Origin of the sequence: Paraclostridium bifermentans (assembly GCF_019916025.1) — a bacterium.
GTDB classification, from domain to species: domain Bacteria; phylum Bacillota; class Clostridia; order Peptostreptococcales; family Peptostreptococcaceae; genus Paraclostridium; species Paraclostridium bifermentans.
The window spans coordinates 158,751-172,045 of record NZ_CP079737.1; the positions used below are offsets into that span (position 1 = coordinate 158,751).

A 13,295-nucleotide genomic window follows, 5' to 3' on the forward strand; every position below is an offset into this window, starting at 1 on the left:
TTTAAATATAATATTTTCTTTAACAAAATTTTCGGGAGGTAATTATGAATACTAGCGGAAGCGAAATTAAAATACTTGCAGGAAATGCGTCGAAAGAGTTAGCTCAAAAAGTAGCTGATTACATAGGTGTACCAATGGCAAAATGCGAAGTTGGGACATTTAGCGATGGAGAAATATCTGTAAATATAAGTGAAACAGTAAGAGGTTGTGATGTTTTCGTAATACAATCAACTAATAGCCCAGTAAATGATAACTTAATGGAGCTATTAATAATGATAGATGCATTAAGAAGAGCATCTGCAGGTAGAGTAACTGCTGTTATACCATACTATGGATACGCAAGACAAGACAGAAAGGCTAAGGCTAGAGATCCAATTACAGCTAAATTAGTTGCAAACTTAATAACTGCAGCAGGAGCAGATAGAGTTTTAACTATGGATTTACATGCGGCACAAATACAAGGATATTTTGATATACCATTAGATCACTTACAAGGTGGAACAATATTAGCTGACTATTTCAACACAAAAGAAATAGAAGACTTAGTAGTAGTTTCGCCAGACTTAGGAAGTGTTACAAGATCTAGAAAGTTTGCCAATACTTTAAACGGAGATGTTCCGATAGCAATAATAGATAAGAGAAGACCAAAAGCGAATGTATGTGAGGTTATGAATATAATCGGTGAGGTTAAGGGTAAGAATGTTATATTATTAGATGACATGATAGATACAGCAGGTACAATAGTAAATGCAGCTAATGCTCTTAAAGAGTTTGGGGCAAAAGATGTATATGCATGTTGTACACACGGAGTTTTATCAGGTCCAGCTATAGAAAGAATAGAGAATTCAGCTATAAGTGAGTTAATAGTACTTGATACTATACAACTTCCTGAAGAAAAGAAAATTGACAAGATAAAAGTGAAAAGTGTAGCTTCTTTATTTGGAGATGCAATAAAGAAAATATTTGCTAATGAATCAGTAAGTCAATTATTTTAATATTAAAATCAAATAAAAAAGAGTTCATTTATTTATAAATGAGCTCTTTTTTTGCTTCAATCTTAAGAAAACATTTTAAAGTTTAATCTAATTTTTATATATTTCCTAGGAAAATATTTGTATATCTTAACTCAATATAGAAATAATCTTAAAAGAGATGCAAATAAATCGTAGGAGGTAGATTATGAATATATTTGATATTTTAATAAGCGCTAGTGATTTAGGAGCCTCAGATGTACATATAAATTATAAATGTGAACCGATAGCTAGAGTGAATGGAAAGTTTATAAAAATTTCAAATGAATTATTAAGCAAGTTAGACACTGAAAAAATGGCTAATGAATTAATAGAGACTCAAAAAATTAATGAGGTTAAAAAATTAGGAGAATATGATTTTTCTATCTCAATAAAGAACTTATATAGATTTAGAGTGAATATATATAAACAACAAGATAGTTATGCAATTGCTGCAAGAATAATAAATTCCAAAATTCCTGATCTTGAAACATTAGGACTGCCTAATGTTGTAAAAGAATTTGTAAAGAAAGAAAATGGGTTAGTTTTAGTTACAGGTCCAACGGGAAGTGGAAAAAGCACAACATTAGCAAGTATATTAGACTCTATTAATAAAGATTTTCAAAAACACATAATAACACTAGAAGATCCAATAGAGTACATTTACAATAGAAAAAATAGTATTATATCTCAAAGGGAAATAGGTAAAGATACAAAAAATTTTAAATCTGGATTAAGATCAGTTCTTAGGCAAGATCCGGATGTTATTCTTATAGGAGAGATTAGAGATGAAGAAACATTAGCTACAGCTTTAACAGCAGCAGAAACTGGACATTTAGTTTTTTCAACATTACATACCATTGGAGCAGCTCAAACAATAGATAGAATTATAGATATGTTTCAAGCTAATCAACAAAATCAAATTAGGATGCAACTATCAAGTGTATGTGAAGGTATAATTTCACAACAACTTATACCTAATATAAACAATGAAGGTATGGTGGTGGCTACTGAGGTAATGGTATCTACATCCGCTATAAAAAATTTAATAAGAGATTCAAAAACTCATCAGATTTCAAATATTATACAAACTGGATCTAAAAATGGAATGCAACTTATGGATCAAGATTTAGTAAATTTATTTAAAAGAAGGAAAATTTCAAAAGAAAGTGTAATAAATAGATGTATAGATTTAGAATATACGAAACGATTAATTGGATTAGAATTTTAGCAAGATGTTAATAATTAAAATATCCTGCTATTAGTACTTAAATTATGATGAAAATAATATTAATGAGTTTATTAATGGTACAAATAATAATATTTTTTTTAGATGAGGTATTTAAAATTGATTTAAAAGATAATAAAATAAAAATCTTTTTATATGTTATAATACCTATAATTATCTATATGTTATACGTGAAACTAGGATTAAGTAAAGAATTTATAATGTACTCAATACTAATAGGTTTTTTAATAGTGATATCTATAGTGGACTATTATACAATGTATATATACGATATAACTACGATTAGTGGTATAATAGTTCAAGGATTTATTATATTGATAACAAGAGGAATAATAATAGATCATTTGATGGGATTGATATTTGGATTTATGATTCCGTATATAGTGGTAAAAATAACGAAAGGTGTAGGCTCAGGAGATATAGGAGTCTATGCTTTGTGCTGTTTTTGTATAGGAATAGAAAAGTGCATATATATAATACCTATATCTTTTATAATTGGGGGTATATATGGTATGTATATGTTGATTACGAGAAAGAAGCGTGTAGGATCGTATGTTCCTCTTGCACCATGGATTTCTTTGGGTACATTGGCTGTGATATTTTTAGAACAAAACAGTATGTTACTAATATAAAAATTTTAAAGCAAGTTTTAAATTGAAACAAGATATAAGGAGGAATGAAAATGTATGTAATAGTAGGATTAGGAAACCCAGGAAAACAATATGAAAACACAAGACATAACGTTGGATTTAATGTTATAGATATTTTGGCAAAGGAATATGGCATAAGCGTAACGAAAATAAAACATAAGGCCCTTATAGGTGAAGGTAGAGTAGGAGCTGAAAAAGTTTTATTGGTAAAACCACAAACTTACATGAATTTAAGTGGAGAAACTTTAATTGATATATATAATTACTATAAAGTAGATTCAGAAAATATAGTTGTTATATACGATGATATAGACTTAGATGTTGGAAAAATAAGAATAAGAAAAAAAGGTAGTGGCGGAACTCATAATGGAATGAGATCTATATTAAAATGCTTAGGGACTAATGAGTTTCCAAGAATTAGAGTTGGAGTGTCAAAGCCAAGACCAGGACAGGACTTAGCAGATTTTGTGTTATCTAGATTTAGAAAAGAAGAGTCAGAAGATATTCAAGATGGCTTAGAAAAAGCTGCTAAATCTGTTGATTGCATGATTAGAGAAAATATAGATTTAGCAATGAATAAATATAATGGTTAGGTTATAAGGGGGATTTGAATATGTCTGATATTTTTATATCTCCTTTGCAAAATTCTAAAGAATATAAAGACGTAATAAATAATATTGAAAATAATAAAAGTGCATTGCTTGTAAATGGATTATTACAAGCTCAGAAATCCAATATAGCTTACTCTATATTTAGTGATTTAAAGAAGCAAATTTTATATGTTGCAAATACTGATTTAGAAGCTAAAAAAGTATATGAAGATTTATGTTTTTATATGAAGGATAAAGTGGATTATTTAAGTTCACAAGATATCTATTTTTATCATTTAGATGCAAAGGATAGAAATGAAGAAGCAAAGAAATTAAAAGTACTTTTAAAAATGATAAGCAGAGAAAATACAATTATAGTTACATCTGCAGAAGCTATTCTTAGAAAGTATATACCTAAAGATATTTTAAAGGAAAATATTTTTACCTATAAAATAGGAGATGTAGTAGATTTAGATGAATTATCAAAAAAGCTAGTTTCTCTAGGATATGAAAGAGTATCTAAAATAGAAGGGTTTGGACAGTTCAGTGTGAGAGGTGGAATAATAGATATATTCTCTTTAGAATATGATACACCTATACGTATAGAACTATTTGATGATGAAATTGAATCTATAAGAACTTTTGATGTTTTTACTCAAAAATCTATAAAGAAAATAAAAAAATGTACAATAACACCATCAAGGGAATTTATATATCCTGAGGATGTAAATGCTACTATTGAGAAAATAAAAAAAGATACTCATAAATTTACGGATGACGATGTATATAAAAGTTTAGATAATATAGCGAGTAAAACGTATTTTGAAGGTGTAGAAAATTATATAGATTATATGTATGAGGAAGAAAACAAAAGTATTTTTACTTACTTAAAAGAAGATGCAATAGTATTTATAAATGACTTATCTCGTTTGAAAGAAAGATGTGAAAATTACACATCAGAGTTTAAAGAAAATTATAAGTTAAATCTAGAAAGAGGATTAGCTTTAAAAGAACAAGGTAAACTTCTTTATCATTATTCAGATTTAGAATATTTAGTAGAAGAGAAAAAATTGATATTAAATATGCTATTAACTAAAGCTGTTAAGGAATTCAATATAGGAAGTATAGTTAATTTTGAAAGTAGAGAAATACCTACTTTTAATGGAAAGATAGACATTCTAGCAGAAGAATTAAATAGATTAAAATATAATGGACATAAAATTCTTTTAGCAACTAATACATATGATAGAGCTAAAAAATTAAACAAGGAACTATTAAATTTAGGAACAGAAAGTATTTTATCTAGAAAAAGAGATATAGATATTCAATCATCACAAATTGTTATAGTTGTAGGTAATATAACGTCAGGTTTCCAATATAAGTCTATAAAATTTGATGTTATAACCGATAAAGAAATGATAGGCTCAAACAAAAGAGCTAAAACAGTGAAAACTAAAAAATCTAATAAAGGCCAAAAGATAGAAAGTTTCTTAGATTTAAATGTAGGAGACTATGTTGTACATGAAAACAGCGGGGTTGGTAGATATGTAGGTATAGATCAACTAAGTGTGAATGGTGTAAAAAAAGATTATATGAGAGTTGTATATCAAGGTGGAGATAATTTATATGTACCTATAGACCAAATGGATAAGATACAGAAGTTTATAGGTTCAGATACAGAAAAAATTAAATTAAATAAACTTGGTAGCAATGAATGGTCAAAGGCTAAAGCTAAAGTAAAAAAAGAAATAGAAGACATGACCAAAGATTTAGTAGAACTATATGCAAGAAGAGAAAAAATAAAAGGATACAAGTTTAGCAAAGATACTTTATGGCAAGGTGAATTTGAAACTTTATTCCCGTATCAAGAAACAGATGACCAAATAAAAGCTATAGAAGAAACTAAAAAGGATATGGAGTCTAACAAGGTAATGGATAGACTTATATGTGGTGATGTTGGTTACGGAAAGACAGAAGTAGCTATAAGAGCTATTTTTAAGGCTTGTATGGACCAAAAACAAGTTGCAGTATTAGTTCCTACTACAATACTTGCTCAGCAGCATTACAATACGTTTAGAGCTAGGTTTGAAAATTACCCTATAAGAGTTGAGGTATTAAGTAGATTTAAGACTCCAAAAGAGCAAAAACAAATAATTGAGGATGCTAGAAAAGGATTGGTAGACGTAATTATAGGAACTCACAGAATAATATCTAAAGATATAGATATTCCTAATTTAGGATTAGTGGTAATTGATGAAGAACAAAGATTTGGAGTAAAACATAAGGAATCTTTAAAAAAGATAAAATCAACAGTAGATGTTTTAACATTATCAGCAACACCTATACCTAGAACTTTACACATGTCTCTAAGTGGAATAAGAGATATGAGTGTTATAGAAGAACCACCTCAAGAGAGATATCCAGTTATAACATATGTTGTAGAAGGTAAAGAGAGTATAATACAAGATGAGATAGAAAGAGAAATCGCTAGGGATGGTCAGGTATTTTTTGTATATAATAGAGTTGAAAGAATAGATGAAATGGCCAGTATGATTCAAAAATTAGTTCCAGATGCCAAAATAGCTGTTGCCCATGGAAGGATGACTGGTAAAGAGTTAGAAAATATTATATTAGGATTTTTAAATAAAGAATATAATGTTCTTGTATGTACGACTATAATAGAAACTGGTATGGATATATCTAATGCTAATACTATGATAGTTTATGATGCTGATAAGATGGGATTAGCTCAACTATATCAGCTAAGAGGTAGAGTTGGAAGAAGTAATAGGCAAGGATATGCTTACTTTATGTATGAAAAGGATAAAGTTTTAAGTGAGATTGCAGAAAAAAGATTAAAAGCTATCAAAGAGTTTACTGAGTTTGGATCAGGGTTTAAAATTGCTATGAGAGACTTAGAAATTAGAGGAGCAGGAAATATACTAGGACCACAACAACATGGACATATGGCTGTTATTGGATATGATTTATATGTTAAAATGTTAAATGATGCAATAAGAAAGGTAAAAGGAGAAATAGTAGAGGAAGAAATAGATGTAGAAATAGATTTACCTGTAAATGCATACATTCCTGATAGCTATATAGAAGATGAAATTATAAAAATTGAAATGTACAAAAAGATTGCTTCTATAGAAAATGAAGAAGATTTAAATGATATAAAAGATGAGTTAGAGGATAGGTTCTCTGATATTCCGAAATCTGTAAATGCACTTATGTCTATTGCGTACATGAAAACATTATGTAAAAAGTTAGGTATAGAAAAAGTTAGAATGGCAAAAGATGAAATTATTCTTTTACCACAAACTAGATACAAAACTAAGGAAAAAAATGGATATAAGATAATTTTAGAATTAGAAAACATACTTGAGCAAATGTGTAATTCAAAAAAATAAAAATTAGAGAGGATGTTGAAATTGAAAAAAATAATATCGTTAATAATGGTAGTTCTTTTAGGGGTAGCGATGACTGCATGTGGTAATGAAAAGCCTGTAGCAGTCGTAAATGGAGTTGAAATAAGTGCATCTGATTATAAAAAGACAGTTGAGACTTATAAAGAATCTATTTCTAAAATGTATGGTAAAGATTTATGGAACCAAGAAATTAAAGAGGGTGTAAAATATAAAGATGAAATGAAAAAAGCTATTTTACAACAAATGGTACAAGAGCAAGTTATATATCAACAAGCAAAAAAAGATAAATTAGAAGCTAAACAATCAGAGGTTGATAAACAATTTAAACAATTAAAAGAAAGTGTAAAACAAGATAAAGATTATGAAAAATTCTTAAAAGATAATGGTATCGATGATGAATTTTTAAAAGCTCAATTAGAAAAAGATATAACTATACAAAATTTTAAAAATAACTTTGATAAAAACACAAAAATAAGTGAAGCTGAAATGAAAAAGTACTATGAAGAAAATAAAAATAATTATGTAGATGATGAAGTTAGAGCATCTCATATATTAATATCAACAGTTGACCAAAAAACTAATAAACCTCTTTCAGAGGAAAAACAGAAAGAAGCTAAGAAAAAAGCTGATGATCTTTATGAAAAAGTTAAGTCAGGAGGAGATTTTGCTAAGCTTGCTAAAGAAAATTCAGATGATAAAGGTTCTGCAGCTAAAGGTGGAGATTTAGGATTCTTCTCAAAAGGTCAAATGGTTCCAGAATTTGAAAAAGCTGTATTTGCAATGGACAAAGGTGATATATCTAATGTAGTAAAAACTCAATATGGATATCATATAATAAAAGTAACTGATAAAAAATATAAAGAATATACATTTGATGAAGTTAAAGATAATATAAAACAAAACTTATTATATCAAAAATATACTGAAAAAGTTAAACAGTTAACAGATAAGGCAGACGTTAAAACAAATGAAAAAGAAGCTCTAAAAATTAACATATAAAAAAAACCTATACCATTATTATAATGGTATAGGTTTTTTTTGTATATTTTTCTTAACGTTGGTAAAAATAAGTTCAAAGTTACTAATGGAGGTATTAATCTGATATGAGAGCTACAGGAATAGTTAGAAGAATAGATGACCTTGGAAGAGTTGTTATACCAAAGGAAATAAGAAAAACATTAAGAATTAGAGAAGGAGATCCTTTAGAAATATTTACAGCTAAAGATGGAGAAGTAATATTAAAAAAATACTCTCCAATTGGAGAGCTTAATGAATTTTCTCAAGAATATGCAGAAACTTTGGGAGAAACTTTAGGTCATGGAGTTGTGGTAACAGATTTAGATTCAATAATAGCTGTATCTAAATTACCTAAAAAAGATTACAAAGAAAAAAGTATAAGTAGGGAATTAGAAGATCTTATAGAAAACAGAATTTCTACTCATGTAAAAGATAACAAATTAGTTGCGCTATACAAAGATGATTCTATGGACTATAAAATGCAAATAATAATGCCTATAGTTAGCTCATCTGGAGATTGTATAGGATCTATATGTTTAGTGTCTAAGGATGAATCAGGACTAAATGATAGTGATGAAAGATTGCTTAAGGTAGCTTCTAATTTTTTAGGTAAGCAAGTACAATAATAAAAAAAGGCTCATATATTGTGAGCCTTTTTTTATTATTGTACTTTTTTGGATATAAATGGTAATTCATTCAAATTATTGAAAATTATATTTTTTATATGATATATTATAACTTACAAATTGTACTAATGGAGGTATTTTATGGCGAAAAATAATCATAGAGATTTAGCAGATAAAAAAGCTACAGGCATAATAAGAAGAATAGATGATCTTGGAAGAATTGTTATACCAAAAGAAATTAGAAAATCGTTAAGAATTAGAGAAGGAGATTCTTTAGAAATTTTTACACATAGAGATGGGGAAATAATATTAAAAAAATATTCTCCAATTGGAGAGCTGAATGAACTTTCACAAGAATATGCGGAAGCACTAGGTGAAGTTTTAGGAAAAGGTGTAATGATAACAAATTTAGATTCGATAATAGCTGTATCTAAGTTGTCTAAAAAAGGTTATAAAGATAAAATGATAAGTAAAGAATTAGAACAAGTTATAAAAGATAGAAGTTTTAATCATGTAAAAGATAATAATGTGATTCCATTACATAAAGATGATTCTATGGACTATAAGATGCAAACAATAATGCCTATAGTTAGTTCATCTGGAGATTGTATAGGATCTATATGTTTAGTTTCTAAGGATGAAGCAGGACTAAATGATAGTGATGAGAAACTACTTAAAGTAGCAGCTAATTTTTTAGGTAAACAAGTTTAATATTATTTTTCAAAAGACCCTTTAATGAAGGGTCTTTTAAAGTTTGTAAGGTAATTATTGAATCTACAATAACATATATGTTATATTAGAGTTTGTTATACAACATAATATGGAGGGGAATTATGAGTAACAATAAGGGAAAAGATTCATTCTTGAAAGGGGCATTAATACTAGGATTAGCAGGAATCTTAGTTAAAATAATAGGTGGATTTTTTAGGATACCTGTTGGGAATTTAATTGGGGCAGAAGGTATGGGGTATTATCAAGCGGCATATCCTGTATATACCTTTTTTTTAATTTTGGCAACTGCAGGGTTTCCAACTGCACTAGCTAAATTAGTTTCAGAAAAAATGGCTATAGGTAACTATAAAGGAGCACATAAGGTATTTAAAGTATCTCATTGTGTACTGACAATAACAGGGTTTGTATCATTTTGTATATTTTTCTTTGGAGCAGACTTTATAGTAAATGATATAATGAAAAATCCAGGAGCAAAATATGCAATGATTGCTATTTCACCAGCTCTTTTATTTGTTCCGGCGATGTCATCTTATAGAGGATATTTTCAAGGAAGAAGAGAAATGACTCACATAGCAATTTCTCAAATAATTGAACAGCTTTTCAGAGTTATATTAGGAATAACGTTGGCTTACCTTTTTATGAACAGTCTTGGGCCAAACCCTGGCCCAGAACAAGGTGCAGCGGGGGCTATAATTGGGGCTACTATAGGGGCTATAGCATCTATTATATATCTGATAATAGCTTATTTATTTAAATTAAAAACTATAAAAAGAGAAATAAAATCAAGTAAAAAATTTAGAGAAGAAAGTGTATCTAGGATACTAAAAAAATTATTAGTAGTAGCTATACCTATAACTATAGGAGCAGCTGTTATGCCACTAGTAAATATGGTAGATACTGTAATTGTTATAAGGAGATTAGTAGAAGCTGGTTTTAGCCAAACACAGGCAAATGTAATGTTTGGTCAATTAACGGGAATGGCTATGGCTATAATAAACTTACCAGCAGTTATAACAGTTGCTATGAGTATGAGTTTAGTGCCAACAATATCACAAGCGTATGCTGTAGGAAATAGAGCTAAAGCGATAAAAGAAACTAAAAGTGCTATAAAAGTAACCTTAATGATTGTTTTACCAGCAGCTTTTGGTATGGCATCTTTAGCACACCCTATAATGAAACTTTTATTTCCAGCACAACCAGATTCAGTTGGAACTATATTATTAGTTTTAACACCTTGTGTAGTATTTTTAGGGCTTATACAGAGCTTAAATGGTATACTTCAAGGAATGGGAAAACCTATGGTTCCAGTTTTTTGTTTAGTGATAGGAATGGCTTTTAAAATAGCAATTAGTTACACTTTAACAGCAATACCAGAGATAAATGTTATAGGTTCTGCATTAGGGACTGTAACTGCTTATTTCGTAGCTGCTATGCTTGAACTAATTTACATAAAAAAGGCAATGAATATGAGATTGTCAGTTAAAACATTCTTTATAAAACCATTAATAATTGTATTGATTATGTTTATATCAGTAAAATTAAGTTATAGTTTTATGGTAGGAATGTTAGGAAATACTTTATCGACGGTAGTATCAATAGCTATTGGAGGTATAATTTATATAATTTTTACAATAGCATTAGGTGGAATAAGAAAAAAAGAATTATTAAGTATGCCTAAAGGAGACAAAGTTTATAAAGTTCTTAAAAAACTAAAACTTATGAAATAATGTATATATATATGTAAATAAAGGAAATACTTATAAAAGTAATTTCCTTTATTTTTACATGATAAGGAGAATTTTATATGGGAAAAATAACTATAGTAGGTCTTGGACCAGGAGAATATTCTTTAATAAGTCAAGGTGCATTAGATGCTTTGAAAAATAGTTCTAGAGTTTTTCTTAGAACAGAGAAACATCCTATAATTGATAAGTTAAAGAATGAGATAAAATATACATCTTTAGATTATTTTTATAATCAAGATGAAAACTTTGATAATGTTTATAACAATATATCAAATTTTATAATTGAAGAATCGCAAAATGGAGATCTTGTATATGCAGTACCTGGACATCCTAGGGTTGCAGAAAAGACTGTAGGTATAATTGCTGGGATTGCGCATAGAAAAGGCGTAGAAGTGGAAATAATAGCTTCTATGAGCTTTGTAGATGCTATGTTTAACTATTTAGAAGTCGATCCATCTGAGGGATTTAAATTATTAGATGCATTTGAAATTGAAAATAGTTATATAGATACAAATACTAGCATGATAATTACTCAAATTTATGATAGATTTATAGCATCAAATGTAAAGTTAGCATTAATGGAAAATTATGATGATGAACAAGAAATATGTATAGTAAAAGCTGCAGGCGTTAAAGGTTTAGAAAGTAAAAAGTATGTTAAATTATATGAACTTGATAGAAATGACAATGAATTTGATTATTTAACAAGTTTATATATTCCAAAATCTGATAAAACTATGTATAATACAGTAAAAGATCTAGAAAACATAGTTGAGCAGCTTAGAGGAGAAAATGGATGTGATTGGGATAAGAAACAAACGCATAAATCTCTCAAAGCTCATATAATTGAAGAAGCATATGAACTTGGACAAGCTATAGATAATGATGATATTGATGAAATGATAGAAGAACTAGGTGATATTTTACTGCATGTTGTTTTTCACTCACAAATAGGTAAAGAGGAAGGCTACTTCGATTTAAAAGAAATTACTAATAGTATTTGTGAAAAATTAATATTTAGACATCCTCATGTATTTAAAAATGAAGAAGTGGATATGAATACATATGACAAAACTTGGGAAGAGTTAAAAAAGAAGGAAAAAGGTGAATCTACGATAACAGAAGGATTGAAAAGAATTCCAAATAGTTTACCGGCACTAACAAAGGCTAAAAAAGTACAATATAAGGCATCTTTGGTAGGGTTTGACTGGGATGATATTAACGATGTTTTTAAAAAAATTGTAGAAGAATATAAAGAATTACTTGACGAACACAAACAAGGAAATATAAAATACATAAAGGAAGAACTAGGAGATTTACTATTCTCTATAGTTAATCTTGCTAGATTTTTAGATATAAATCCAGAAGAAGCATTGAACTTGACTACTGAAAAATTTGTAAATAGATTTGAATTTATAGAAAATAGAGCTACAAGTTTAAATAGACGATTAGAAGATATGTCATTAGCAGAGATGGATGAAATTTGGAATGAATCTAAAAAAATTTAGTAAGCAGAAGGTATTTTGTTAAAAATCTAGAATTTTATCTAATATTGATTATAAAATTCTATAATATAAACTTTTAGGAGGTAAGTAACGTGAATAAAGCTGAATTAGTAGCAAAAATGGCAGAAAAGAGTGAATTAACAAAGAAGGAAGCAGAAGCAGCATTAAATGCTTTCATGAAATCAGTTGAAGAAGCATTAGTATCAGGAGAAAAAGTTCAATTAGTAGGATTTGGAACTTTCGAAACTAGAGAAAGAGCAGCAAGACAAGGAAGAAACCCAAGAAACCCAGAAGAAGTTATAGATATACCAGCTTCTAAGGCACCAGTTTTCAAAGCTGGAAAGGGATTAAAAGATATAATAAATGGATAATTTTATTTATATTTAAAAGTGTGGATTTTCCACACTTTTTCTATATAAGGAGGTTTTCATAGATGAGATTAGATAAATTTTTAAAGGTTTCAAGAATAATAAAAAGAAGAACCGTGGCTAAAGAGGCTTGTGATAAAGGTATAGTTACTATAAACGGTAAGTTAGCTAAATCATCATCAGAAGTTAATATAGGAGATATTCTTGAAATTCAATTTGGTGAAAAACTAATGAAATTTGAAATAAAAGAAATAAAAGAGCATGTATTAAAAAATGATGCTAAAGAAATGTTTGAGATAATAGAATAAATTTTAAATATCCCTCGTATATTTATATTAGGTTAATTATAAAGATTTAATATGGAGGGATATT

General features: G+C 28.3%; 12 protein-coding genes. All 12 read left to right on the plus strand.

Annotated features, from left to right (window positions below; translation table 11 throughout):
• Positions 1–44: 44 nt before the first annotated feature.
• The 12 genes from KXZ80_RS01030 (at position 45) to KXZ80_RS01085 (ending at position 13,231) form a co-directional block, all read left to right on the plus strand.
• The gene (locus KXZ80_RS01030) at positions 45–995 is read left to right on the plus strand and encodes a ribose-phosphate diphosphokinase (RefSeq protein WP_021430390.1); all 951 of its coding nucleotides are present in this window, start codon (positions 45–47) and stop codon (positions 993–995) included.
• A 184-nt stretch (positions 996–1,179) separates the two neighbouring features.
• On the plus strand, positions 1,180–2,241 hold the full coding sequence (locus KXZ80_RS01035) for a type IV pilus twitching motility protein PilT (protein WP_021434212.1): 1,062 nt from the start codon (positions 1,180–1,182) through the stop codon (positions 2,239–2,241).
• 44 nt (positions 2,242–2,285) lie between these two features.
• Positions 2,286–2,891, plus strand: coding sequence for a prepilin peptidase (locus KXZ80_RS01040; RefSeq protein WP_038286016.1), 606 nt, complete (start codon positions 2,286–2,288; stop codon positions 2,889–2,891).
• A gap of 50 nt (positions 2,892–2,941) precedes the next feature.
• Positions 2,942–3,502: an aminoacyl-tRNA hydrolase gene (pth, locus tag KXZ80_RS01045; RefSeq protein WP_021430425.1), complete on the plus strand. Its 561-nt coding sequence runs from the start codon at positions 2,942–2,944 to the stop codon at positions 3,500–3,502.
• A gap of 20 nt (positions 3,503–3,522) precedes the next feature.
• Positions 3,523–6,912 (plus strand): transcription-repair coupling factor, encoded by a 3,390-nt coding sequence (gene mfd, locus KXZ80_RS01050; protein WP_021434210.1) that lies wholly within the window; start codon positions 3,523–3,525, stop codon positions 6,910–6,912.
• 12 nt (positions 6,913–6,924) lie between these two features.
• Entirely contained in the window at positions 6,925–7,929 is a 1,005-nt protein-coding gene (locus KXZ80_RS01055; RefSeq protein WP_119472442.1) for a peptidylprolyl isomerase, read from the plus strand.
• Between the two features lie 104 nt (positions 7,930–8,033).
• A complete protein-coding gene (locus KXZ80_RS01060) occupies positions 8,034–8,573 on the plus strand; it encodes a stage V sporulation T C-terminal domain-containing protein (protein WP_021434208.1) in 540 nt (179 codons plus the stop codon).
• A gap of 141 nt (positions 8,574–8,714) precedes the next feature.
• On the plus strand, positions 8,715–9,284 hold the full coding sequence (locus KXZ80_RS01065; protein WP_021434207.1) for a stage V sporulation T C-terminal domain-containing protein: 570 nt from the start codon (positions 8,715–8,717) through the stop codon (positions 9,282–9,284).
• A 122-nt stretch (positions 9,285–9,406) separates the two neighbouring features.
• The gene (locus KXZ80_RS01070; RefSeq protein WP_021434206.1) at positions 9,407–11,032 is read left to right on the plus strand and encodes a putative polysaccharide biosynthesis protein; all 1,626 of its coding nucleotides are present in this window, start codon (positions 9,407–9,409) and stop codon (positions 11,030–11,032) included.
• 77 nt (positions 11,033–11,109) lie between these two features.
• On the plus strand, positions 11,110–12,558 hold the full coding sequence (gene yabN / locus KXZ80_RS01075; protein WP_021434205.1) for a bifunctional methyltransferase/pyrophosphohydrolase YabN: 1,449 nt from the start codon (positions 11,110–11,112) through the stop codon (positions 12,556–12,558).
• 89 nt (positions 12,559–12,647) lie between these two features.
• Positions 12,648–12,926 (plus strand): HU family DNA-binding protein, encoded by a 279-nt coding sequence (locus KXZ80_RS01080; RefSeq protein WP_021430423.1) that lies wholly within the window; start codon positions 12,648–12,650, stop codon positions 12,924–12,926.
• Positions 12,927–12,988: 62 nt separating this feature from the next.
• A complete protein-coding gene (locus tag KXZ80_RS01085) occupies positions 12,989–13,231 on the plus strand; it encodes an RNA-binding S4 domain-containing protein (RefSeq protein ID WP_021430396.1) in 243 nt (80 codons plus the stop codon).
• Positions 13,232–13,295 lie beyond the last annotated feature (64 nt).